Source organism: Eubacterium ramulus (genome assembly GCF_003122485.1).
GTDB classification, from domain to species: Bacteria; Bacillota; Clostridia; order Lachnospirales; family Lachnospiraceae; genus Eubacterium_I; species Eubacterium_I ramulus_A.
In genome coordinates, this window is the sequence record NZ_JRFU01000146.1 from 1 (window position 1) to 23,766 (window position 23,766).

General features: G+C 42.8%; 40 protein-coding genes. 39 read left to right on the forward strand and 1 reads right to left on the reverse strand.

What is annotated here, in order from left to right; genetic code table 11:
• On the reverse strand, positions 1-243 hold a 243-nt coding region (locus LG34_RS16555), incomplete at its 3' end, for a hypothetical protein (RefSeq protein ID WP_146190229.1).
• Between the two features lie 236 nt (positions 244-479).
• On the opposite strand from LG34_RS16555, the gene LG34_RS12745 reads away from it, so the two are divergent.
• The 39 genes from LG34_RS12745 to LG34_RS12915 all read left to right on the forward strand — a co-directional run bounded on the left by LG34_RS12745 (position 480) and on the right by LG34_RS12915 (position 23,763).
• Positions 480-743, forward strand: coding sequence for a hypothetical protein (locus LG34_RS12745; RefSeq protein WP_109216392.1), 264 nt, complete (start codon positions 480-482; stop codon positions 741-743).
• 260 nt (positions 744-1,003) lie between these two features.
• Positions 1,004-1,765, forward strand: a complete 762-nt coding sequence (locus LG34_RS12750) for a rolling circle replication-associated protein (protein WP_109216393.1) — start codon at positions 1,004-1,006, stop codon at positions 1,763-1,765.
• Positions 1,762-2,259 carry a VRR-NUC domain-containing protein gene (locus LG34_RS12755; RefSeq protein ID WP_109216394.1) on the forward strand — a complete coding sequence of 166 codons (498 nt, stop codon included), beginning with the start codon at positions 1,762-1,764 and terminating at the stop codon, positions 2,257-2,259. Before LG34_RS12750 ends, LG34_RS12755 begins: the two co-directional genes overlap by 4 nt.
• A gap of 2 nt (positions 2,260-2,261) precedes the next feature.
• Positions 2,262-2,552: a hypothetical protein gene (locus tag LG34_RS12760; protein ID WP_109216395.1), complete on the forward strand. Its 291-nt coding sequence runs from the start codon at positions 2,262-2,264 to the stop codon at positions 2,550-2,552.
• Positions 2,553-2,580: 28 nt separating this feature from the next.
• Positions 2,581-3,354: a ParA family protein gene (locus LG34_RS12765; protein WP_109216396.1), complete on the forward strand. Its 774-nt coding sequence runs from the start codon at positions 2,581-2,583 to the stop codon at positions 3,352-3,354.
• A gap of 19 nt (positions 3,355-3,373) precedes the next feature.
• Positions 3,374-4,597, forward strand: coding sequence for a ParB/RepB/Spo0J family partition protein (locus LG34_RS12770; RefSeq protein ID WP_109216397.1), 1,224 nt, complete (start codon positions 3,374-3,376; stop codon positions 4,595-4,597).
• Positions 4,594-5,067 (forward strand): hypothetical protein, encoded by a 474-nt coding sequence (locus LG34_RS12775; protein ID WP_109216398.1) that lies wholly within the window; start codon positions 4,594-4,596, stop codon positions 5,065-5,067. The genes LG34_RS12770 and LG34_RS12775 overlap by 4 nt, the downstream gene beginning before the upstream one ends.
• On the forward strand, positions 5,000-5,191 hold the full coding sequence (locus LG34_RS16780) for a hypothetical protein (RefSeq protein ID WP_207657032.1): 192 nt from the start codon (positions 5,000-5,002) through the stop codon (positions 5,189-5,191). Before LG34_RS12775 ends, LG34_RS16780 begins: the two co-directional genes overlap by 68 nt.
• A gap of 2 nt (positions 5,192-5,193) precedes the next feature.
• The gene (locus LG34_RS12780; protein ID WP_109216399.1) at positions 5,194-5,613 is read left to right on the forward strand and encodes a single-stranded DNA-binding protein; all 420 of its coding nucleotides are present in this window, start codon (positions 5,194-5,196) and stop codon (positions 5,611-5,613) included.
• Positions 5,614-5,636: 23 nt separating this feature from the next.
• Entirely contained in the window at positions 5,637-6,251 is a 615-nt protein-coding gene (locus tag LG34_RS12785) for a hypothetical protein (RefSeq protein WP_109216400.1), read from the forward strand.
• A 41-nt stretch (positions 6,252-6,292) separates the two neighbouring features.
• Positions 6,293-6,910 carry a hypothetical protein gene (locus LG34_RS12790; protein ID WP_109216401.1) on the forward strand — a complete coding sequence of 206 codons (618 nt, stop codon included), beginning with the start codon at positions 6,293-6,295 and terminating at the stop codon, positions 6,908-6,910.
• A complete protein-coding gene (locus LG34_RS12795) occupies positions 6,911-7,090 on the forward strand; it encodes a hypothetical protein (RefSeq protein WP_109216402.1) in 180 nt (59 codons plus the stop codon). It begins immediately after the preceding gene.
• Positions 7,077-7,379 carry a hypothetical protein gene (locus LG34_RS12800; RefSeq protein ID WP_109216403.1) on the forward strand — a complete coding sequence of 101 codons (303 nt, stop codon included), beginning with the start codon at positions 7,077-7,079 and terminating at the stop codon, positions 7,377-7,379. Before LG34_RS12795 ends, LG34_RS12800 begins: the two co-directional genes overlap by 14 nt.
• Positions 7,376-7,744 carry a DUF551 domain-containing protein gene (locus LG34_RS12805; protein ID WP_109216404.1) on the forward strand — a complete coding sequence of 123 codons (369 nt, stop codon included), beginning with the start codon at positions 7,376-7,378 and terminating at the stop codon, positions 7,742-7,744. The genes LG34_RS12800 and LG34_RS12805 overlap by 4 nt, the downstream gene beginning before the upstream one ends.
• Complete coding sequence (locus LG34_RS12810; protein WP_109216405.1) at positions 7,731-8,021, forward strand: hypothetical protein; 291 nt, start codon at positions 7,731-7,733, stop codon at positions 8,019-8,021. The genes LG34_RS12805 and LG34_RS12810 overlap by 14 nt, the downstream gene beginning before the upstream one ends.
• Positions 8,011-8,412 carry a hypothetical protein gene (locus LG34_RS12815; protein WP_109216406.1) on the forward strand — a complete coding sequence of 134 codons (402 nt, stop codon included), beginning with the start codon at positions 8,011-8,013 and terminating at the stop codon, positions 8,410-8,412. The genes LG34_RS12810 and LG34_RS12815 overlap by 11 nt, the downstream gene beginning before the upstream one ends.
• Complete coding sequence (locus tag LG34_RS16785) at positions 8,405-8,575, forward strand: hypothetical protein (RefSeq protein ID WP_181369373.1); 171 nt, start codon at positions 8,405-8,407, stop codon at positions 8,573-8,575. Before LG34_RS12815 ends, LG34_RS16785 begins: the two co-directional genes overlap by 8 nt.
• Entirely contained in the window at positions 8,553-9,035 is a 483-nt protein-coding gene (locus tag LG34_RS12820) for a hypothetical protein (protein ID WP_431602617.1), read from the forward strand. The genes LG34_RS16785 and LG34_RS12820 overlap by 23 nt, the downstream gene beginning before the upstream one ends.
• 361 nt (positions 9,036-9,396) lie before the next feature.
• The gene (locus LG34_RS12825; RefSeq protein WP_109216408.1) at positions 9,397-9,579 is read left to right on the forward strand and encodes a hypothetical protein; all 183 of its coding nucleotides are present in this window, start codon (positions 9,397-9,399) and stop codon (positions 9,577-9,579) included.
• A gap of 82 nt (positions 9,580-9,661) precedes the next feature.
• Positions 9,662-10,726 carry an Ig-like domain-containing protein gene (locus tag LG34_RS12830; protein WP_347486819.1) on the forward strand — a complete coding sequence of 355 codons (1,065 nt, stop codon included), beginning with the start codon at positions 9,662-9,664 and terminating at the stop codon, positions 10,724-10,726.
• Positions 10,727-11,041 carry a PF13754 domain-containing protein gene (locus tag LG34_RS12835; protein ID WP_109216409.1) on the forward strand — a complete coding sequence of 105 codons (315 nt, stop codon included), beginning with the start codon at positions 10,727-10,729 and terminating at the stop codon, positions 11,039-11,041.
• Positions 11,013-11,291 (forward strand): hypothetical protein, encoded by a 279-nt coding sequence (locus LG34_RS12840; RefSeq protein WP_146190230.1) that lies wholly within the window; start codon positions 11,013-11,015, stop codon positions 11,289-11,291. The genes LG34_RS12835 and LG34_RS12840 overlap by 29 nt, the downstream gene beginning before the upstream one ends.
• Positions 11,288-11,632 carry an HNH endonuclease gene (locus LG34_RS12845; protein ID WP_109216411.1) on the forward strand — a complete coding sequence of 115 codons (345 nt, stop codon included), beginning with the start codon at positions 11,288-11,290 and terminating at the stop codon, positions 11,630-11,632. The genes LG34_RS12840 and LG34_RS12845 overlap by 4 nt, the downstream gene beginning before the upstream one ends.
• 118 nt (positions 11,633-11,750) lie before the next feature.
• The gene (locus LG34_RS12850; protein ID WP_109216412.1) at positions 11,751-12,110 is read left to right on the forward strand and encodes a P27 family phage terminase small subunit; all 360 of its coding nucleotides are present in this window, start codon (positions 11,751-11,753) and stop codon (positions 12,108-12,110) included.
• Positions 12,097-13,737: a terminase large subunit domain-containing protein gene (locus tag LG34_RS12855; RefSeq protein WP_109216413.1), complete on the forward strand. Its 1,641-nt coding sequence runs from the start codon at positions 12,097-12,099 to the stop codon at positions 13,735-13,737. Before LG34_RS12850 ends, LG34_RS12855 begins: the two co-directional genes overlap by 14 nt.
• A 20-nt stretch (positions 13,738-13,757) precedes the next feature.
• Positions 13,758-14,912, forward strand: a complete 1,155-nt coding sequence (locus LG34_RS12860; RefSeq protein ID WP_181369374.1) for a phage portal protein — start codon at positions 13,758-13,760, stop codon at positions 14,910-14,912.
• Positions 14,912-15,676, forward strand: a complete 765-nt coding sequence (locus LG34_RS12865) for a head maturation protease, ClpP-related (protein ID WP_242979904.1) — start codon at positions 14,912-14,914, stop codon at positions 15,674-15,676. The genes LG34_RS12860 and LG34_RS12865 overlap by 1 nt, the downstream gene beginning before the upstream one ends.
• Before the next feature lie 15 nt (positions 15,677-15,691).
• Entirely contained in the window at positions 15,692-16,876 is a 1,185-nt protein-coding gene (locus LG34_RS12870) for a phage major capsid protein (protein ID WP_109216415.1), read from the forward strand.
• A gap of 10 nt (positions 16,877-16,886) precedes the next feature.
• The gene (locus LG34_RS12875; RefSeq protein ID WP_109216416.1) at positions 16,887-17,210 is read left to right on the forward strand and encodes a hypothetical protein; all 324 of its coding nucleotides are present in this window, start codon (positions 16,887-16,889) and stop codon (positions 17,208-17,210) included.
• A complete protein-coding gene (locus tag LG34_RS12880; protein WP_109216417.1) occupies positions 17,182-17,529 on the forward strand; it encodes a hypothetical protein in 348 nt (115 codons plus the stop codon). The genes LG34_RS12875 and LG34_RS12880 overlap by 29 nt, the downstream gene beginning before the upstream one ends.
• Positions 17,530-17,883, forward strand: a complete 354-nt coding sequence (locus tag LG34_RS12885) for a hypothetical protein (protein ID WP_109216418.1) — start codon at positions 17,530-17,532, stop codon at positions 17,881-17,883. It begins immediately after the preceding gene.
• A 1-nt stretch (position 17,884) separates the two neighbouring features.
• A complete protein-coding gene (locus tag LG34_RS12890) occupies positions 17,885-18,280 on the forward strand; it encodes a hypothetical protein (RefSeq protein ID WP_109216419.1) in 396 nt (131 codons plus the stop codon).
• Positions 18,281-18,284: 4 nt separating this feature from the next.
• Positions 18,285-18,860, forward strand: coding sequence for a hypothetical protein (locus LG34_RS12895; protein ID WP_109216420.1), 576 nt, complete (start codon positions 18,285-18,287; stop codon positions 18,858-18,860).
• A 152-nt stretch (positions 18,861-19,012) separates the two neighbouring features.
• A complete protein-coding gene (locus LG34_RS12900; protein ID WP_109216421.1) occupies positions 19,013-19,153 on the forward strand; it encodes a protein phosphatase in 141 nt (46 codons plus the stop codon).
• A 121-nt stretch (positions 19,154-19,274) separates the two neighbouring features.
• The gene (locus LG34_RS16790; protein ID WP_181369375.1) at positions 19,275-19,436 is read left to right on the forward strand and encodes a hypothetical protein; all 162 of its coding nucleotides are present in this window, start codon (positions 19,275-19,277) and stop codon (positions 19,434-19,436) included.
• Between the two features lie 101 nt (positions 19,437-19,537).
• Positions 19,538-19,771, forward strand: coding sequence for a hypothetical protein (locus tag LG34_RS12905; RefSeq protein ID WP_109216422.1), 234 nt, complete (start codon positions 19,538-19,540; stop codon positions 19,769-19,771).
• Between the two features lie 45 nt (positions 19,772-19,816).
• A complete protein-coding gene (locus tag LG34_RS12910; RefSeq protein ID WP_109216423.1) occupies positions 19,817-20,158 on the forward strand; it encodes a hypothetical protein in 342 nt (113 codons plus the stop codon).
• A 26-nt stretch (positions 20,159-20,184) separates the two neighbouring features.
• A complete protein-coding gene (locus tag LG34_RS16795) occupies positions 20,185-20,352 on the forward strand; it encodes a hypothetical protein (RefSeq protein ID WP_181369376.1) in 168 nt (55 codons plus the stop codon).
• Between the two features lie 18 nt (positions 20,353-20,370).
• The gene (locus LG34_RS12915) at positions 20,371-23,763 is read left to right on the forward strand and encodes a hypothetical protein (RefSeq protein WP_109216424.1); all 3,393 of its coding nucleotides are present in this window, start codon (positions 20,371-20,373) and stop codon (positions 23,761-23,763) included.
• The last annotated feature ends 3 nt before the right edge of the window (positions 23,764-23,766 follow it).

Genomic DNA, 23,766 nt, shown 5'->3' on the forward strand with positions numbered 1-23,766 from the left:
AATGCCAAGGTTTGCGGTAATGCCGAGGTTTGTAGTAATGCTTGGGTTTGCGGTAATGCCAAGGTTTACGATAATGCCGAGGTTTACGGTAATGCCAAGGTTTGCGATAATGCCGAGGTTTGTAGTAATGCTTGGGTTTGCGGTAATGCCAAGGTTTGCGGTAATGCTAAGGTTTGCGGTGATACCAAGGTTTACGGTGATGCCGAGGTTTACGATAATGCCAAGGTCTTTTCTACTGACCACGTTTTAGTGATTGGTGCTATTGGCAGTAGAAATGATTTTACTACATTCTTTAGGGATAAGGACAATGAAATTACTGTGAAATGTGGTTGTTTTCTTGGAAAAATTGATAAATTTCTCGAAAAGGTAACACAGACACATAAAGATACAAAACATACACTTGCATACAGAACGGCAGTTGAAGTTGCAAAATTGCAGATCGATCTCACGGAAAAAAGTACAAGGAGATGAAAAAGTAAATGGAAAAAGCAAAATTAAAATATATCGAAGAACAGTGTAACCAGATGCTTACCGGGTTATACAGACTGAGACACATTGATGAAGATAAAAGTCGCTTACAGCTTTGCACTATCATCATGGTTAAAAGCGGGATTGAGATCATTGCGGCAGCATTAAAACGACCTGTGAAAATTGTGAGCAAAGATCATGTTTATTTTAAAGAAGTAACCTGCAATGGAATACGTTTCAGTCAAATGGGATTTTATCCAAAAATACATAAATAACTGAATATTTTCCACCGTCCTGTAGTCGGACGCTTAACAGCAACTGCAGACTACTACGACATTATAAACAGATACGTTTTTTGAAATCCCTCATAAAAATAAACCTTAAAATATAACAAGCGTCCGATTACAGGGCGGTGGAAGTATGTGGTCCGGTCAGGAATATCCTGCCCGGACATTAAAAAACCTTTTTTTGGGACAAGCCGGGTAAAACCGGCATTCGTACCAGTATAAGTATATTAAAGTTAGGGAAAATAGTCATGTTTAACCAATATAGATGGGATTTTATAAATTCAATAGAACATGAATATAAATATGCAGGGAATTATGGGGCAAAAGGTGAGAAGAGAGCCAAACGCCAGAAACCGACTCCAGAACAGGTAGCAAAACAGAACCAGATCAATAAAGAGAACCGGATTCGCAGAATCATCAAAGCAAACTTCTACCCATCCGACTTGTGGGTGACACTGAAATACCCGAAGGGAACCAGAAAACCATATGAAGAAGTCAGAAAAGACATGAACAGCTTCCTTGGAAAACTCCGGTATCGATACAGAAAGATTGGGAATGAGCTGAAATACATCTATCGGATAGAAATTGGAAAACGAGGAGGTATTCATGTACATATTCTGGTGAACCGAACAAAGTGTTCGAAAGGAACGGATATGCTGATCACAGATTGTTGGACGTTTGGATTCACACATTTCACTCCGATCAGAGAAGCGGGCGGGTATAAAGATCTGGCTGAGTACATTGCAAAACCGGTTCCGGAAGAACAGAAAGAACATGAAGCTGCAGAACAGGTGAAGGCATATCATCCGTCTAGAAACCTGATCAGACCAAAACCGGAGAGAAAGACATTTTTCCGGTGGACGATGAGAAAGCTCCTGGAGGACGGACCGAAACCTACACCGGGATTTTATATCGTGAAAGAATCTATCGTTTCCGGAATAAATAAATTCACAGGAATGTCATACCTGCGTTATACAGAACAAAGGATTAAAGAGGTGAAGCGAGAATGAATCTAAAAAATGCAAAGAGGTCAGAAGATACGGAGCAGATTGCGGTCGTCTACTGGGCGATTTATAACGCTGCACAATATCCGGAACTGAAATGGTTACACCATGTTCCTAATGGCGGCAGGAGAAATAAACAGGAAGCGGTGAAACTTAAACAGATGGGAGTAAAAGCCGGTGTGTCTGATTTGTGCCTTCCGTACCCGAAAGGGAAGTATTGCGGTCTGTACATCGAGATGAAATACGGACAGGGACGGCATCAGGAATCACAAAAGGAATTTTTGACGGATATGGCAGAAGCAGGACACTATGTTGCTACCTGCTATACAGCGGAGGATGCAATTCAGGTACTTACGGAATATTGTAGTCTGCCAAAGGCTGCAGAACTGAAATTATCACCAATTGCAGAACCGGTGAAACTGATGCCATATCAGAAAATGAAAGAAGCGAATAACAGCATCTGGAAAGAGGGAACAGTCACACAACCTAAATTGAGGTAGTTATGGAATACGAAAACATGGAAGATCCTGAACAGAGACGTAAGGAGATGCATCGTTTCTATGATCTGTTCCTGCCAGCACAGAAAAAGTATGGACTGACAGCATCATGCAGGACATCATTATTCCACGATAGCTCTATCCGGATCTGGCAGGGCGAAGGAAAAGACAAGCAGTTGATTATAAAGGTGGAAAATGCCAGTGAAGCAAGGTGCTACGCTTTGGCAGCAGAAGACCTGCGACATTGGATGAGCAAAAAGAAAGAACAGAATATTAAGATGCTAAAGGTATGTTGATATAAAAATGAAAAAGGAGCAGATCATCATGAAGATTATTGCGGTAATGAACCAGAAGGGCGGAGTTGGAAAGACAATGACATCGGCAGCGATCGCTTATATTCTGGGAGAAGAAATGAAAAATAGAGTATTGATTGCTGATGCAGATCAACAAGGGAACGTGTCTATGTTGTATGGGGTGTATGATCCGGAGGGGTTAGGAATGCCGGAACTTCTGGAAGCACATCAGGCAGCAGGAGGGGCATACTCTACGAAAGAACTGATCCAACAGACAACATATTCCAACATTCAGATCATTCCGGCAAATGGGTATCTGATGCGTACTAATGCGGAACTGCTTCTGGTAGAACGGGAAGACCAGATTTTGCGATTTTCAGCGGCTATGAATGAGGTACGGACAAAATACGATTACTGTATCGTGGATTGCGGATTACTACTTGATATGACAGTGATGAACGTACTGGCGGCAGCAGATCTGGTAATTGTTCCGGCTAAGATCGGCGGGTTTGAAATCGGTGCGATCAATAACATGGTCGAGCAGCTGGAAACCTTCCGAGACTTCAATGAGGATATCCGGATGAAGGTACTGTTGACGATGAAACAGAAAAATAAAACTACGCTGCAGGTAGAAAGCTGGATGAGAGACAAGGAAAGTTATGAATGTTTTGAGACAGCAGTGCGCCGGTCTGTTGTGGCAGAAAAATCAACGATGGAGAGAGCACCATTGCCAGCGTTCTCACGAAATTGCGCAGCTACAAAAGACTACCGGGCAGTGTGCCAGGAATTGATAAAAGAATTGTAAGAAAGACGAGGAAACAGAAATGGCATGGAATGCAATGGATGCGTTGAACAGGAACACACAGGCAGCAGTCACTGACGAAAGACCAAAAGCCAGATTTCGGATTCGGGATATCAGTATCAAAAAGATGTATAGCAATGATGCAAATTTCTATAGTATGCAGGACATTGAACCGCTGGCACAGAAGATCTATGCAGTAGGTCTGCTGGAAAATCTTACAGTGGTACATGATCCATGCGATAGAGGAGAGTACCGGATCATTGCCGGGGAACGAAGATGGAGAGCATTGAACCTGCTTGTGGAGCGTGGATATAAGGAATTTGAGATTGCTTCGTGCCAGGTAAAGACACCAGCGGAAGAACATGAGGAAATGGTGCAGCTCATTGTGGCGAATGCATACAGAAATAAGACGGTTAAGGATATTCTGGAGGAAGAACAAAAACTGAAAGAGACGCTCCAGTACATGAAAAAGAATAAAATCCCTCTGCAGGGATATCAACTTGATAGTGGCAGGCTTCGGGACGTTATTTCCGACATACTGAACCTGCCAGCGACCAAGATTGCACAGATCGAAAGTATTAATAAGCGGTTACTTCCAGAGTTCACGGAAGAACTGAAAAACGGTGATCTCACATTTTCCGCTGCATATGAATTGAGCGGATTGCAGGAGGAAAGCCAGAAGGTGCTGTTGAACCAGTACAAAGAGAATGGGTTGACGTTCAAAGAAGTGAAAGAAATTAAACGGAAGCAGGAAGAAAAGGCAGCAGCGGAACAGATTACAGGGCAGATGACAATCAATGAGGTATGTGATTCAGCAGATGATACAATTCTGAAATCTGAGAAAACGATAGAACCTGCACAAGAAACAGAAAACGAAGAACAGGAAAAAACACCGGATGTCCCGGTACATATGAACAATATGGAGAAAACGAAGCCAGAAAAGCCTGTAGAAATTGAAAAACAGGGGAATGGTGTCACGGATCAGCAGCAGAGAACCAGAAAAATTGATGAAAATAGGATAGAAAGTGTGGAAATCAGAGTGGGAACAGAAAAAAACGAAGCAAAAGAATATGCACAAAAATTCAGGGAACTGGCAGACATCATGGATGAAATTGGCAGATTAGATGAAAGTGAAAACATTGAATCAGAAAATGTGATAGAAGAATATGAAAACCTGTTTAACAAATTTAGAGAAAAAGTGAACGAGATCAGAAAAGTGTGGCAGTCACAGAAAGGGACAAAATGAAACTGAGCAGAGAAGAAATCGCAAGGAGACAGGGCATGGAATATGCCCTGAAAATTGCAAAGGAAAAAGGTATTGAGGGACTTGAACAGGAAATAAAACGGAGAGGTCGCACAGTGGCACCGTGTCTGGTTCCTCAAAAAGAAATGGATGAGTTTACACTGAAAGTTAAACAGAATGCTACTGGAGTAGTGACGGCACTGTCAGAAATGGTATTGAGGGACAAGTTCGGATTTGGAACAACACGGATGAATAGATTCCGGGATTATATCAATAATCTGGCAGACAGTATAGAAAAGGATTATCTGACCGTGGATGATGTGATCAGCACGATCAGAAATGAGACTGGTATAGATCTGGAATTTTCAAGGAATGATTCGGACGTAATTGTAAAAGGTGGAAAAAATGTACAAGGACATGGTATGGCTGGCAGAAATGGCAAAAGGGTTCCGCGAGGCGGCAAACGTTATTGATGAGATCATAGAGATAAAAATGACGATTAATGCCAACGGAAATGCCACAAAGAAAGATGTCCGCCGGTTGAGCGAACTGATGAAAAAATACGAAGAAATATTGACGCGGGAAAAGGAGTGGTAAGGATGAATAAGGTTGTATTAATGGGACGTACTACCAGAGATGTGGAAGTACGGTATTCTGGTGAGACTGCTGTGGCAAGAATGACGCTGGCAGTAGATAGACGAATCAAAAAAGAACCAGAGGGACAGCAGGCAGATTTCGTGTCTTGCGTAGCTTTTGGAAAGACAGCTGAATTTTTGAGTAAATATGGCATTAAGGGAACGAAGTTCGCCATATCCGGAAGAATCCAGACAGGAAGCTACACGAACCGCGATGGTGTGAAAGTATATACTACCGATGTTGTAATCGAAGAAGTGGAATTTGCAGAAAGTAAAGGGGCAGCAGAAAACCATAAGGCAGCAGAACCGAAGCCTGTCAGCACGGATGAGAATGGATTTATGAATATACCGGACGGGATAGATGAAGAACTGCCTTTTTCATAAAAGCACAGAGAGGAGGGGATACAGTGTCATTGAAACAGGTTATTGATGAGATTGTAAAGAAGATCAGAAAAACAGAGCCAGAGAGACAATCAGAAGATCTGGAAAACGCGAAAGAACAGAGCGGGAAAACTGAACCGGATAGAAGCAGCACATCACCTGCGGTTGTGCAGGTGAAAAAACCAGATAGACAGGTTGTACCTACTGTAGCACAGCTCCAGAATAACAACTGGCGCAAGATGCATGGCATACCGATGAAAAGAGATTGCGCAAAAAACAAGACCAGAAAAATGACGATAGAAAAAATGTGTCAGATTCTGACACGAAGATATCCAACGTTTGCAGAAGAATTAGCACCGTTATACATGGAAATATGGATAGCACTAGAGAATGGCAAACAGGTGATAACGGTTGAAAAAGATAAAACAGGTCAATATGTTCGAATAGATACCTGTAATACATTTGATGCCGTTCTGAAAACAATGGTGTTTAGATGTGATCAGAACGGAGAAGTAAAAAACTGGGAAGAACTGGATGATATGCATTATGGAAATGTAACCGAGGCAACAGAGGGACATATAAGGATGTGGGATAAGTGGACGTATAAAGGAGAAACAGGTGTCAAGGTTGTGATTGGATAAATCTTGGATGAATTAAGACAAGGTGGAAAGGAAAGTAGGGAATGAAAAATAATGATTTTATGAACAAACGTTTGACAAAGGATGCCGGGGAAGCGTTCTCACCGGCAAGATACAGCTTAAAAAGCAGAAATGATGCCATTATAAGCCCATACAAAACATACGAACTGTTTTTTGAAATTACCTTCATGGTAATTCAGAAACTGGGAGCGTATGAAGATATCGGGACACCGGATGAGTGTATGGAAGCAATGCGGACAGCCAGAGCATGCAACGCGCAGTATCTGGACGACATAAAGAACCCTTTGGAACCGTTAAAAGTCACCAGTGCATTAAAAAGCGAGCTGTTAAAATTGCAAATTAGACAAGCAAAAAAACCGAAAAGCATTAGTCCGTTGGATTATACGATTATTGCAGCATTGATTAAAGTGTTGAAAAACAGATGGCATGATATCAATGAGGAACTCCCGGAACCAGGCGAATACGTTCTGGTATCGTTTGAAAATGAGGGGCTTACATTACCAGATATTGGTAGATATGAGACAGAAGATGATGAATCCGGAGCATTTTATCCGGAAGACCATGATTACAGCTATGCATCGTTTGGAGTATTTGTCAACGCATGGATGCCACTGCCAGAAATATACAGGAGAGAGGAATAGATGATGATTATCAAATCTGTAAAATTAGAGAACTGGGCGAAGGACCAGAAGCGTGTAACTATTGGAAGAATCAGAAAAGAGTTTAACGTCAATGAGGAACGCGCACAGGTATATTACAATTACCTGAAGAATGCCGGTATTGTTGGCAGAATGGGGATGGTGAAAAGTGAAAAAGACTGATGAACAGTTACGGCAGGAAGTGGCAGAGATTCGGCGGTTTGTGGATGGGGATTCCAGAGATGTGGCAATGAAGCCAGTCTTAAAAACAGGAAAGTCCATTATACATTGCAACAAAGGCGACCAACCACATGAGTGGAAGTTTGAAAAATGGCAGGACTGGTGTTGTCCTGTGTGCGGATGGTTTGTAGGGCAAAGATACAATGCAACGCAGGATAAGCATCACGATCAGAGAAAATGTAATTATTGCAATGAGTGCGGGCAGAAATTGGATTGGAGTGATGTGAAATGAGATTAATTGATGCCGATGCTTTGATCTCAAAAATTTGGGAACTGCATAAAAAGACAGAGGAATCATATGACCTGTGCGTTGATGAGTTGAAAGAAGTGTATTGCGGTATTGTATCGATTATAGATGAACAGCCGACAGCTTATGATACAGAGTGGTGGATTTCTGCCGATGATAGAGTACCGGAATCATCCGGCACTTACATAGTATGTTGCAAAGAACAGGATTTAAAACATGTAACATTTGCAAAATTCTATAAAAAGCTAGGATACTGGGAATTAAAAGGCAGCAGGACATTCTGGAAAGTTACGCATTGGATGCCTTTGCCAGAACCACCAAAGGAGAGTGATAAAAATGAGATTAATTGATATTGAAAAGTTACGAGGATGTGCAATCATCCGTCCACATAATGGTGTGGAAGTGAAAGTAATAGAATCTTTTTCTGATAAGATAAAACACCAAGATATACCGACAGCCTATGATGTAGATGCAGTCTTTCAGAAAATTGAACAACTCAGAATGCAGTATTTTATGACGATTGCCAATACTGGCGATAAAACACTTGATGTGGCTTATGAGAAAGTATGCAAGGCACTGGATAATGCGATTGAGATAGTAAAGAAAGGTGGAAAAAATGACAAATAGAGAAAAATATGCAGAACGGATTTTAGATATTGCATGTAGCGGAACACGTATTGCAGTCGAAAAAAATGTTATGGGACCGGTCCCGTGCAAAGATATTTTATGCAAAGACTGCTATTTTAAAGTGAATGCTGGTAGCAGGTGTAACGATGCATGTAAAGAATGGTGTGAATCTGAATATGTCGAACCACAAATTGATTGGAGTAAAGTGCCAGTAGATACGCCAATTTTGGTTAAGAATATCGAAAATAGTGAATGGCTACATAGACATTTTGCAAAATTTGAAGACGGCATTGTTTATGCGTGGGATAATGGAAGAACATCATGGAGTTTATTAAGTGATGAAGTTATTGATTGGAAATACGCAAAACTGGCAGAGGAGAGCAATGGATAACATTCTTGATTACCTTGCATCCATGGGAGGAAATCCAGAATGGAGCCTGTCATATCTTAGATGGCAGCAGCTAAGAGGTGAGATACAGATAAGTGACAGCAGGGCAGAACTGCAAGAGAGGAATAAGGGAGGCGATGCCGTTGGAGAAGATGATTCTGGTTGAGTATGCGGATATGAAAGAAGAAATAAAAGATTTAAGAAAACGGATCCAGAAATTGGAATCCGAAATAGGAAGATTAGAAAACAGCATCGTAACCGATTCTGTAAGTTGTGGAAAGAAAGGTAAGAAGTCACTTGGCACTGTAAAAATAAGTGGAGTTCCAAACGGATTGATATCCAGAAAGAGAACCACACTGGCAGCAAGACGTGCATTACTGGTGGAGCGTGAAGCAAAACTTCTGGAGTTAATGAATGAAGCTGAGGAGTACATCAACAGCATTGAAAAGAGTGAACTTCGGATGATGTTTGAATTCTACTACATAGATGATCTGACTTGGTGTCAGGTGGCACAGCGGATGAATCATGCGTTTCCGAAGCGCCGGATCAAGTATACAGAGGATAATTGTCGGATGCGGCATAACCGGTTTATGGATGAAATCGAAAAAGATTTGAAAAAAATATAAAATGTTCGGTCATGTTCGCCAAAAATATGTTTTAATGTAAACTGAGCAAAGAAAGAAAAAGAACCTGATAAAACTTGTGATAGAACTGCTAATAGCCTTAGGAACGTTCTTAGCAGGACTTGCAAGCTTTATACAGGCTCTCAAGTAAGGTAAGGGGCGAAAGCCCCGAACCTTTTATCAATTATAACTCATCTTGAAATATATGAAAAGTACAAAGTTTAATGTATTATTTGTAATTGCCGCATGGATTATTTTCATAGCTTCCGGAAGAAATATATATGCTTCTGTGATACTTATGTGTGCAGGTGCATATATGCTAGTGGACGTAATTGGAAGATTAATGAAAAGGAAGCGGTAAATCATGGAAGAAAAAAAGAAAAGACCACAGGATCGATGGGATGAAAAAGCTGGCATGATCTCAAAAACCTACAAGGTTAATAAGAAAGTGGCAGAGGAGTTCCAAGTAGCATGCAAGGAAAAAGGAATTGCAATGGGTGTTCAATTAACGAACATGATGAAAGAATTTATAGAAAATAATAAATAGCAGAATTTAGCATTGATTAGGCAGCAGGATTTACCTGCTGTCTTTTCTTTATGCAAAAAAACGGGAGCCGGAGGAGAGGAACATGGCAGAGAGCAGACTGATCACAATTTCACAAGCAGAAATAAGTCCGAATCCGGTTCAGGTAAATAAGAGTTATGTGATCCGAGTCACGATAGCGAATAGAGCATACGGACTGGATTATCCATATAACTACCCATATGATTACACACCAAAAAGAAAAGGAGATCAAAGTATGAGTGTAAAAACAGTACAGGCGGTCGTTAATGGTCAGTCAATCACACTGACTTATAATTCGACCAGTGGCAAATGGGAAGCGACAGCAACCGCACCAGCTAAGTCCAGTTATACTCTGACGGGACATTATTATCCCGTTACAGTAAAAGCAACAGATGAAGCGGGGAACACCGCCACAAAGGATGCAACAGACAGCACGCTTGGCAGCAGCTTACAGTTAAAGGTTAAAGAGAAAGTTGCACCAGTGATCACAATCACATCACCGACAGCAGGACAGTATCTGGCTAACAGTACACCGGCTATTACATGGAAGATCACAGATGATGATTCTGGAGTAAACCCGTCAACTATTGCGCTGAAAGTAGACAATGTTGCGGTGGATGCGTCCAAGATCACAAAGACAGCAGTTACAGGCGGATATACATGTAGCTATACTCCGGCAACTGCACTGACAGATGGAGAACACACCATCATTGTAACTGCAAGTGATTACGATGGAAATGCAGCAACACAGAAATCTGTAACATTCACAGTAGATACTATCCCGCCGACATTATCCATTTCCGCACCGACAGCAGGACTTGTAACAAACAAATCTACAGTAACTGTAACAGGTACTACAGACGATGCTACAAGCAAACCGGTAACAGTAACTGTCAATGGTACAACTGTAACAGTCGCATCAGACGGCTCATTCAGTAAGGATGTAACACTGACAGAGGGCAGCAATACTATTACGATCATTGCAAAGGACAAAGCTGGAAAGACCACAACTGTAACCAGAACCGTAACTCTGGATACAAAGGCACCGGTTATCAAGTCTGTAACAATGACACCGAACCAGGTAGATGCAGGAAAAACATACATCATTGCTGTAGAGGTCAGCGACTAAATGATCACGCAGGTATGGGGCATGCTTGGAGACAGCAGGATTGTCTTCGATAAAACAGATGGAAACATCTGGAAAGCAACCGTCCCATTTATGGAGAGTGGCGAGTATATCGTCGCTCTCTACGCTGTGGATGAAGCTGGTAATCAGACATACATGGCAACAATCCTGTACACGGTTGATCTGGAAAAACTCCGGTATGAAATAAAAATGCTGGACTATTCAGCACAGGGAAGCATGAGAGATTTTAAGGTTATACTGGAAAAACTGGAGGGGAGCGTGACATCTGTTGGCAATACTGAGAATGTATCAGGGTGAGAAAAGAAAACTGTATCTGTCCGTAAAATCCGAGGATAATCTGCCCTTTGAAATTACCAGTGCTAGGTATGAAGTCTGGAATTGTGATACTAATGAAAAAGAAGCAGAGGGAACATGTCAAATAGATGATCATGTTCTGTCCTGTGTGATGAAAGCACAGACTACAGGACTCCATGAGATTCGCTTTTATTTTCAGATTGCAGGAGAAGAAATCATCCGGACGATACATGTGGCGGTGGGAAAGACATGACACAGAATGAATTGACTGCATGGATCCGCGAATTGATACAGGAGAATAAACTGTACCAATTCTATAAAAGCAAGGAGTGGCTGGAACTTCGCCAGCAGGTGGTTCGCGAAGCACACAACGAATGTGTGAAATGCAAACAGAAAGGAATCATCAGACCAGTGGACGAAGTTCATCATGTTCAATACGTCCGGTCACATCCAGAGCTGGCACTGAGCAGGACATACGTCTATCACGGAGTAGAACATCCGAACCTGTTGCCACTGTGCCACCGCTGTCATGATGAAATACACGGCAGATTTGGGAACAGAAAGAAAAAACAGGTGAACGAGGAACGGTGGTAAGCCCCCCGTACCCCCTATACCCTTAAATTTGGGGAAGGGCTTACAACGGAAGAAGGGCACGACTAAACCGGGCGCGTTCGCGCGTGATAAAAAATAAAAAAAGTTGGAGGAGAAAATCTTGAAAAAAACCAGAGCACCGACTGAAAAGAAAAAGACAACGCGTGCCCCGTCAAAGACGAAAATAAAGGAATCTCTGATCAAACAGTTGGAAGCGAAAAATGCAAATGTTGCTCATTTTCAGGATCTGATTTATGACTATCTCCAGCTGTATGACACGAAAAAAATGCTGCAAAAAGATATCAAAACACGTGGAGTTTCGTACAAAACACTGTCAGCATCGGGTGTTTCTATCATGAAACAGAACCAATCCATCAAAGATCTGGTTGCGGTAGAGAAGCAGATGCTGTCAATCCTGAAAGAAATGGGACTGACCACGGATGCACCAACCGGAGAAGATGTGATGAATGATGATCTGTAAGGAAATAGATGAATACATTACATACGTCAGAAGTGGAAAATACCGTGTCTGCGAAGAACAGATTTTGCTGTGTGATTTTGTCGAAAAAGTATTCCGGGAAGAAGATATCTATGTAGATGAGGAACAGCTGCAAAGATATCTTGGCATGCAAAAGTATTTCCCGTACAAATTAGTATTATGGGAAAAATTTTGCTTTGCGTTGCACAACTGCACCTACAGATCGGACGGAGAACTGCGTTTCCCAAATTTGTTTATTTTAGTTGGACGTGGTGCGGGAAAAAACGGGTACCTTGCGTTTGAAAATTTTTGTCTGCTGACTCCGGTAAACGGTGTCATGCATTATGACATTGACATGTTTGCGACATCAGAAAAACAGGCAAAAGCTACATTCAAGGATATTTACGAGATTCTGGAATCAAATAGTTTGTATTTCAAAAATTATTTTAAATGGAATCTGGAGGAAATTACAAATCTGAGAACCAGATCGGTGCTCAGATATCATACAAAAGCACCGGGGACAAAAGACGGAGGTCGACCGGGAAAAGTGGATTTTGACGAGTACCACGCATATCCGGATTACAAACTGATTGACGTAGCGACTACCGGACTGGGAAAGATAGCACATCCGCGAAAAACGATTATCACAACAAATGGAGATGTCAGAGACGGTCCTCTGGATAAAAAGCTGGCAGACATGATTGATGTTTTACATGGACGCCTGACTGATAACGGTGAAATCCCATTTATTTGCAGGTTGGGAGAAAATGCAGAGGAAGAAGTAAAAGACGAAGAAAACTGGTATATGGCAAATCCGTCGTTGCAGTATTTTCCGACATTGTTGCATGAAATGCAACGTGAATATGAAGATTATAAGCGCGATCCGGCAAACAACTCTGCGTTCCTGACAAAACGAATGAACAGACCCAAAGGAGAAACAGAATATTGCGTAACTGACTGGGAAAATTTGGTTGCTGCCACACATGAGATTGATGAGGATGCGCTGCGCGGTCACAGTTGCGTTGGCGGAATTGACTTTGCAAAGATCAATGACTTTGCAGCAGCAGGAATCCTTTTTAAGGAAGGCGAAAAACGATTCTGGATCTACCATGTGTGGGTATGTAAGAAATCAAGGGATCTGCCGAGCATCAAATATCCGTTGAAACAGGCGGAGGAAGATGGTGTACTGACAATGGTCAAAGAAACGGAGATAGATCCGCGTCTGATTACAGGATGGTTTGCAGAGCAGGGAAGAAAATACGCTATCGAAGCGATTGCAGTGGATAACTTCCGTTATGGATTTTTGGCAGATGCATTAAAAGATATCGGGTTTTCACCGGAAAATGGAAAAGTCAAACTGGTTCGCCCTTCTGATCTGATGAAAGCAGCAGTCACAATTGGCTATGTATTTTCACGTCAGCTAATCGCATGGGGGAAAAGTACGATCATGCGATGGTTCACATGGAATGTAAAAGCCAGATTGGATTCAAAAGGAAATATAAACTATGAAAAAATAGAACCGAAAAGTAGAAAAACGGATGGTTTTATGGCATTTGCAGCGGCTATGACACTGGAAGACAAAATAAAAGCACGCGTAAAAATTGGCGGCAGATTAAGAACAATCTGCTGATCAGAAGGAGGGATGCAATATTGAAAGTATTTGATTTCCTGGGGAAGTTTCTGGGAAAGGTAAAGATCGGATCGTCGGAAACGATATCTATTGAGATACCAGAACAGATTTATTTCCGGGAGACTGCCATTTATACAGCAGCGTCACTGATTGCCAATGCGATCAGCCTGAGTGAAATCAGGGTATTTGAGCAACACAGACCGGTCATCAATGACGATTATTACGTTTTGAACGTGGCACCGAATAAAAATGAAAACAGCACGTTATTCTGGCACCGTGTGATCAATAAGATGATACGAAACCCAGAGGGCGCACTGGTTGTGGAAATCAATGGAGAACTGCATTGCGCGGAGAGTTTCCATATCCGGCAGGAGCGTCCTGTTCTTGGGAATCTGTATGACGGGGTGGTACTCGATGGCGGTTTCCAGATGGATCGTATTTTCCGGGCGGAAGAAGTGTATCTGTTTAAAATGGAAGACGAGAATATCTGCAATGTAATCAATGGATTATATGCGGAGTATGGGAAGCTTCTGGAAACTGCGGCGCGGGCATTCCGTGACACAAACGGAAGAAAATTTAAATTCAAAATAACCGGTGCAAAGTCAGGAGATTCTGAATTTAATAATGAGTATCAGAATACGATTGCCGAAAACATCAAAGCGTACATGCAGAACGAATATGCGACTTATGTAGAATATGACGGTGAAGAACTGAAAGAGGAATCTTCCAATAAATCCGCAAAGGACAGTTCAGATCTGATCAAACTCCGGGAAGATATTTTTAATATTGTCGGACAGGCATTCAAGATTCCACAGTCACTGATGACCGGGCAGGTAACGAATGTGAAAGATATCGGGGATGTGTTCCTGACGTTTGCAGTGGATCCGTTCGCAGATGCGATCACTGCAGTGCTGAATAAACGCGCAACGAAAGAAGAATACCTGCATGGGAATTATTACCAGTGCTATACCGGTAAGGTGAAACACCGTGATCTGTTCGACATGGCAACCAGTAGCGACAAATTGATCGCGTCTGGAGTAATGTGCGTGGATGAGGTGCGCGAAGAAAATGGATTAATGCCACTGAATACACCGTGGAGCCGACAGCATTGGATGACGAATAATTACAGCCGGGTAGAAGATAAGGCAGAACCGGCAGAAGGAGGGACTGAGTGATGGGGAAACTCCCAAAACTGTATTATATGTTCAGCACACAGGACAATGTGCATAACATCTACCTGTATGATGACATTCAAGAGAAAGGTGACTGGAACTGGGAAACATGGACCAGAGATGACTCAGAAACCAGTGCAAAGCATTTCCAGGAAGAACTGGCGCAGATTCCGGAAACGGATGAAATTTGCCTGTACATCAATTCTAACGGCGGCAGCGTCAAGGAAGGCACAGCGATCTACAACCAGTTGAAACGGCATGGAGCACACAAGACAGGCTATGTGGACGGTGTAGCACACAGCATCGCATTTGTGATCCTACAGGCTTGTGATAAGCGTGTCATGGGCGAGGGAACCAGTGCACTGATTCATGAAATGTGGGTATGCACGGCAGGAAATGCCACAGAGCTTCGTGCAGAAGCGGACAAGCTGGATGAAATGATGAAATCATCACGTGCACTGTTTATGCAGCGCGCGAAAAATATCACAGAGGATGAACTGCAGCAGATGATGGAAAAAGAAACCATTCTGACACCGGATAAGGCACTGGAATATGGTTTCATTGATGAAATCGCCGGTCGTGAAACAGATGATCCGCTGAATGTGTCAGATGAACCGCTACAAAATATCCGAAAGATGAAAGAAAAGTTCCAGAAAAATGATTTTTCCGACACATTGAAAGAATTTGAGGAACTGGTCGGAGAAGATAAAAAAGATGATCCAGAAGATGCATCCATGATGGATGCTTTTTTAAATATTTTTTTATAAGCAAGGAGGACAAAAATGTTAGGAAATCCAAACAGAACAAGACAGAAAGAAGCAATCGTGGCATTACAGGCGGCTATGAAGTCCGGAGATGAAAACGCGGGAAAACAGGCATGGGAACAGTTCCATGAATCTGTAGTGGAATCCGTAAAAAATGATTATGAAATGGCAGCAGGTGACAGAGCGGCACTGGCACAGCGTGGCTATCGTCAGCTGACAGGGGCAGAGACAGAATTCTACCAGAAACTGATCACCGCAGGAAAGGCAGCAGATCCAAGACAGGAGTTCACTTCATTGATCAGCACAAATGGAGCAATGCCGGAAACCATTATTGAAGATGTGTTCCGCGAACTGACACAGGAACATGCACTCCTGAGCAAGATCAACTTCCAGGACGTGAAATACCTCACCAGATGGATTCTGAACGATCATACCAAACAGACAGCAGTGTGGGGACCAATCAACGGAGAAATCACCAAGAAACTGGAATCCAGCTTCCGTGAAGTATCACTGACGCTTTATAAACTGACCGCCTACACCGTGATTCCAAAGGATATGTTAGATCTGGGACCGACATTCCTGGATAACTATATCCGCACCATCCTGAAAGAATCCATTGCAATCTCCCTGGAGAAAGCAATCGTTGACGGCAATGGCTTAAATTGTCCGATCGGTCTTGACCGAAACATCGGAAAATCAACAAGCATGAATCCAAGCTCCGGATATGCAAAGAAAACAGCAGTAAAACTGAAAAGTTTTGAGCCGAAAGAGTATGGCAATGTAATCTCTCAGCTGGTAGAGACAGAAAACGGCGGTATGCGTAACTTTACATCTGTGACACTAATCTGCAATATGAAAGACTATCTGCAGAAGATCATGCCGGCAACCACTGTGCTGAATGCTGCAGGTGCATACACAAAAGACATCTTCCCGTTCCCGACAGAGGTGGTAATCAGCAACGAAGTAGAAACAGGTGAAGCTATTCTGTGCCTTCCGGAGGAGTATTTCCTTGGACTTGGTGGCAACAAAGAGGGTGTCATTGAGTATGACGATTCTTATAAATTCATTGAGGACCAGAGAACATACAAGATCAAACTGCATGGAACCGGTAAAGCGTGGGACAACACAGTTGCGGTGCTTCTGGATATTTCTAAACTTGATCCGGCTTATATCACAGTCAGAAACGAGACCGTCACAGCTTAAGGGGTAGGAAATGACAAATTCAGATCTTGAATATAATGTGCAGAATATCTGCAAGATTACATGGAGTGATAAAGATACAGATGAGCGTATTACTTCCATTACGGAAGATGCCATAGTGCACATGCATGACCTGCTTGGAATGTCCGGGGAACCATCCCCGGATGCATTCCTGCGCCCGGGAACGGCAAAAATGTTGTTTGAGAATTATTGCCTGTATTGTTGGAACGACGTGCCGGATGAGTTCGAAAAGAATTATCTGAGCGACATTCTTAAGGTCAGAAGAAGAAATGAGGTGGCAGCAGCGAATGAACAGAAAAAAAGCGAAGTACCATGACGGTTATGTCGGGATCTATCAGCGGAAAAAAGAGACACTGACCAGAAATACCAATGTTCAAAGTTTAAATGATCTGGATTTCCTGATCAGACTGGCATATGGGGAAACATCCAGACGGCAGCAGGATCAGGAATTTGCAGATCAGAACAGTTTCAGTCTGTCACTCAAGATCAGGACACAGAGACCACGGACGGAGAAAGGATTACACAGTGGATGCTTCGCTGTGATCGGGAAAACACTCTATTCTGTGGAATATATTGACCGGAATGAGACGGAATACTATATGTATCTGGAAAAGATCAGGGAATTGGAGGAATAGATGTCATTCAATGAAAAAATCCGTGGAAAACTGGAAGAAATAGATCCAATGGTGTTCTACGGACGTGCTGGCAAGCTGGATGAGACAGTGCTGTGGAACTATATCGTATTTTTTCGCGATAAGCGTACCAGTTCCGAGAGCCGGACAAGTCATACGGTGACATTCCATGTGGCAGTTGTCCGGGAGAATGAGATTCCGGAAGGATTGGAAGAAACGGTGATCGAAAAGGTACTGGAATTACCGGGGGTAAAACTGGGAAATGAGAGCACTTACGCATATACGATCAAACCGGGAACAGGTGCTGCAGTGGAAGTGTTGGATATACCGTTCGCAAAAGCACGGAAGGGACGCTGAAATGTGGAAAATCGATGCAACAGAGATTGAGGAACTGGCGGACCGTATCGCACAGACAGGGGAACAGGCAGAAAAGATCATAAATGATGTGCTGCATAATTATGCAGGACAGGAGATCATTAGCCATGTTACACCGTTAATACCGGAATCGGGACGCACCTGGAAGGGAAAAAAGAAACCGGCAAAGGTATCACAGCCATTTCGGGAGGAACAGGGGAACCTGTATGTCGTGGTCAAAACAAAAACACCGTATAATTACCTCTATTTCCCGGATGACGGTGAAAACACCTATCGCCATAATGGCGATCAGGAATTTATGCGCAGGGGCGCGGAAGAAGCAACAGAAAAAATTATAGATCAGTGTGTATCTGCACTGGTGAAAGAAATAGGAGGATAAGAAAGTGGCAGCATCAGCAGTATTTTCAGAATATGAACTCAGAAGAATGGCAATCAAATTTGCAAGTGAGGAAACCGCTACAGAGGCAAGTTGTGTAGGATCCTGTAGCGAGGAAATGGATGTCAGAAAAGTAGTAAAAAAATGCCGTGGGATTGAAGTAAAGACACGCGTAAAGGGATCTGGAACGGGAAAACTGTCAATCTCCATGCATGTACCGAAAGATACTTATGACGGCATGTTTGGCATGAGAGTAGAGGGACTGATTGACGGGGTACGGGCTTACGGACAGTCAAGCACGCATCCGGAATTTTGTATCACACAGGAAGTGTACGATGAGGACGGAAACAAGAAATACAAAGCATATCCGCGCTGCATCATGGAATCTGGTGTAAGCCGTTCCATTGAAAATGGTGCAGAGGAAGTCAAAGAGGTAGATCTTGAGATTTCCGTCATGCCGGATGATTACGGTCAGGGAATGTACGAAGCACTGGATTCTGAACTGAAGGAAGACACCGTAAAACAGAACTGGATGTCAAAATTTGATCCGGACACAATGTACACCTCATTATCACACGCATAACTGATAAAACAGGCCACTGGCCGGATATGGCCGGTGGTTTTTCTATGGGAAATTTCATAAAATACTTGACTTTTGTCATGACATAAGTTATAATAAAGACAGTTAAGGAAGTACTTAACGAGTAAGGTGGCAGGTGCCGGAAAGGAGAAAACATGGAAGAGGAAATGAACTTAGGTGAACAGCTCAGAGAGCTTGCAGAAGAAAACCAGACAAGAAAAATTCTTGAAATCTTAAATGAAAGTAAAGATCTTGCAGATGCAAAGGAAAAAGTAAAAGCCCTGCTTAATAAATAAGCAAGGCTCACAACACAACAGCAGGCGGTACTTGCCACCGCCTGTACCCAAATAAAAAATAACACAGTTTGGGGAAAATGGCAAGAGTCAAGAGGTGAGAACCATAGAAGAAAAAAAGAAAATGGGAAGACCAACAGACGCTCCCAAAAGCTACAGAGAAAGCTTCCGGCTTTCCGAAGAGGATATGAATAAGATACGATTCTGCATGGAAAAAGCAGGCATGAGCAAGACGGATGTCATCCGCGCCGGAATAGATGCAGTCTATGAAAAAATGAACTTATAGTTTGAGAACCTTGTAAGTTCGTAAAACAAAAATATTTAATACCACTGGTCAGAAATGATTGGTGGTATTTTTATACCCATTTTTAAGAAAGGAAGAGAACAATGAAGGTAAAAACATTGAAAAAATTTATTGATCAGAAAGAAAAAGTCATCCGACAGCCGGGAGAAGTATTTGAATGCACACAGGAACGGTACGATGAGATCATGGCAAAAAACAGACTGATTGAACCGCTGAAAGAGGTGGAAAAACCAGAGGAAGAGCCAGAGAAAGCAGAAGCACCGGAGAATGTACCGGATACCACAAAGAAAACAACAAGAAAGAAAACATCAAAATAAAATTACACTTCCGGGATGTCCCCGGATTTTTTTAGGAGAACAGATATGAATGATAGAGCTACATTTCAAACTTTAGAATTGAATGACGGTCAGGAAATCAAAATGTGCCTGACCTTTGGGCGATTATTAAAACTCCGGGAGAAATGCCCGGAAACATATAAAAAATATAACAAGCTGGCAATGGATGGAGTGCAGGATGAGGTAGATTTTCCGGTATTTCTGTACACAGGTTATCTGTGCGCCAATATTGAGACAGTGGAAAACTGCATGTCAGAGGCAGAATTTTTTGACAAACTTCCGGAGAATCATGCGACAGTAATCGGGACAGTTATGAAACTCCGGTATGGAGAGAGCAAAAAAAAACCGGATTTAAACGGGGCTTCCTAAAACGGAAACCCAAGAACAGGATTCAGATGCCAAAATTTAAGCTGGAGGATTTGGAGGATTACTACACCTATTATGTGGTTCTGATCGGGATTTCAGAAGATCTGTTCTGGAACTCAGACATATCATCCGTTGGAATGGTGGCAGACAATAAGACTGCTTATGAGAACTGGCTGGCAGCAGTCCGCGAAAAATAACCGGAAGGAGGGAACAAAGTGGCAAATAAGAAAAACGAAGCAAAAGTCAAATTTTCGATGGAGACAGCGGAAGCCAGAGAGCAGACAAAGAAAGCTGCAAATGAGATTAAGGTGCTGCGCTCTGAATTACGGTTAAGTGCGGAAGAAATGAAAACAAACGGCACTTCTCTGGAAGGACTGCAGAAGCAGTACCGCCTTCTGGAAGATGAAACGAAGCAGTATGAGACGAAGCTGGATGCAATCAACACACAGATTGAAAAAGCGACAGAAATCTATGGTGAAAATTCAGATGAAGTTGCACGGCTGAAATTGAATTACAACAATACGGCGACCACGTTGGAAAAGGTAAAACAGCAGTTGGCAGCGACAGAGAAAGCCATGGATGAACAGCGGGCATCCATGCAGCAGGTTGATGATGCTGTGGAAGATACCAGAAACAGCTATGAAAAGCTGGAAGATACAGTGCAGGGACAACGAGACAAAATGGAACGTCTACAGTCAGAATATAAAAATACTGCGCTGGAAATGGGAAGCACATCGGATGAAGCCAAAGATCTGAAAGAACAGATAAAAGCATTATCCAGTGAAATCCATGAGAATGAAAGCAAAATGAACCAGTTGGAGCAGGAAGCAAAGGAAGCCAGCGGTGAGATGGAAGATCTGACCGAAGCAACAAAGGATGCAGAGGAAGGGTTTACGGTAATGAAAGGTGCTATGGGCACATTCCTTGGAAATGCCATGACCAAAATGGTTGATATGGCAAAGGAAGGTGTAACGAGCATCTACAATCTGGCGGATGAGACCAGAGAGTACCGCGGCGAAATGAACAAACTGTCATCGGCGGCAACCAGTAACGGCTATACGACTGAATATGCAAAGCAGAAATACATGGATTTGTATTCTGTGCTGGCAGATGAAACAGCTTCCAATACGACCGTCAGTAACTTCATGGCGATGCAGATGAGTCAGGAGAACCTGAACACGGTATTGCACGCGGCAACCGGAATTTGGGCGAAGTATGGTGATTCCATCCCACTTGACGGTCTGGCAGAATCCATCAATGAAACGGCGAATGTTGGAACTGTCACGGGTAACCTTGCAGATGCCTTAAACTGGGCGGGCATCAATGAGGACGATTTCAATTCCAAACTGTCCCTGTGCGGAGATACACAGGAGCGTCAGTCGCTGATTGTGAATACACTGGAACAGGCATATGGCACACTTGCGGATTCGTATCAGGATAACAACAAAAACGTCATGCAGGCCAACCGCACGATTGCAGAATACAATGATACGATGGCTGATCTTGGAGCAGAAATTGAACCGGTAACCACAGCAATAAAAAAAGGCTTTACGGAAGTTATCAAAGCCGGAATTGAGATGGTGGATGCTGACACAGACAAAGCAGCGGAAAAGATTGGAGATGCATTTGAGTGGATCGCTGAAAACATGGATGATGTCGTCCGGATTGCAAAAGGCGGAGCAGTGGTGATCGGAGCAATGTTTACAGTAAACAAAGCTTCGCAGTTCATTTCTTCAATCAGAAATATAACGTCAGCAATGGGATTGTTTAAAGTTGCAACGACAGGGGCGGCAGTGGCTACAACAGCGCAGACGGCAGCACAGGAAGGGCTGAATCTTGCGATGCTGGCAAGTCCAGCGGGAATCCTGACAGCGGCGCTTGGAGCGACAGCACTGGCAGTGTATGCGGTTGTGGAAGCTCACAAGAAGCAGGAAGAAGAACTGCAAAAAGAAATGGAACAGACCTATGGATTGACGGATGCAGAGAAAGAACTGGCAAATGCTATTAATGAAAGAGCCGACAGTTTGGAATCTGCAAAAGTCGCCCGTGAAGAAAATGCTACCGGGATTCAGCAGGAATTTTTGTATTATGAAAAACTTTCTGCTGAATTACAAGAAAATGTAGATAAAAATGGAAAAATCAAAGAAGGATACGAAGATCGTGCAGAAGTAATCACTGGCATTCTGTCGAGCGCACTGGGTGAGGAGATCACAATCACAGACGGAGTAATTGATAATTACAAAGAATTATCAAATTCAATTGATGATGTAATCCAGAAGAAAAAGGCAGAAGCTACTCTGAGCGCATATGACAGTTCCTACCAGGAAGCAATCAAAAATCAGTCAGAAGCTTTTAACGAATTGGCGCAAGCAAAAGAAACTCTTGCGGAAAAGAGCAAGACGGCCAGTGAGACAGAAAAAGCACATGCGGATGCATTGGAAGAATTGCGCAACGCAATGAATTCCGGGGCAACAAATGATGTCATGTATGAATTGAGTGATAAAGTACATGAAACAGCTGTGGCAGCAGAAGAAGCAGCAAAATCACAGAAAAAGGCAGCAGACAGTGTTGAGGAAGCGGAACAGACATGGACTGATTACAACGCAACAATCAAAAATTATGAAGGATTGTCTGAGACGATTATTTCAGGAGATAATGAAAAAATTGAGCAGGCAATGGAAAAACTTACCACATCATTCATCACAGCGGAAAATGGAACCCGTGAAAGCCTTGAACGTCAGGTTACAAATTACCAGGAACAGGCAGACCAGTGGAAAGCTGCGATTGAAAATAATACACCGGGTATTACACAGGAAATGCTAGATGGGGCGAATAGACTGGTGGAAGCGGCAAAGAATGAGCTGGCGAAACTGCCACCGGAAGCACAGGCACTTGGAATGCAGTCAGGAGCCTCCGCAGCAACAGGAGTTGCAAGCAAAAAAGGAGAAATGGAAACTGCAGCACGCGGGGTAAAAGCGGCTGAAATTCTTGGATTACAAAGCGGTAATACCTCAACAGTTGGCGCGAAAGATGGAAGTAATTTCGTAGGTGGATTACGGAGTGTTGACACATGGACGCCGGCATCGCAGAAAGCTATGGATGCAAAATCTGGTCTTGAATCAGTAGATGCCAGCGGATCAGGCTACAATTTTGCGGCAGGATTTGCAAATGGTATCAGTTCCTATCCGATTGGAATTTCTGCGAAAAACTTTGCATTAGGTGCTCTGGCGACAACAAATAGAACGCTTGGAGTTAATTCACCGGCAAAAGAAACATATAAAACGGGTATTTTCTATGGTCAAGGATTTGAAAATGCAGTTATTGACTACATGCCAAAAGTTCAAAAGACATGCGAAATTGCGGCACAAAGTTATCTGGAGCCGTTCAAAGAAATTTCTGGCACAGAGATTTCTATAGGAATGACAGAACATCTAAATCGGCAACTAGAGATCAGCACGAATAGCAGATTGAGTCAAGACTTCTCAAACGTGCTTGAACCAATCCAGAATAGTAACCAAAATTTGGCAGACAAGATTGCAGCAGCATTAAAGAATCAGAATATGACCATGGTGCTGGATAGCCGTGAGATCGGACGGATCAGGAGGTAGATG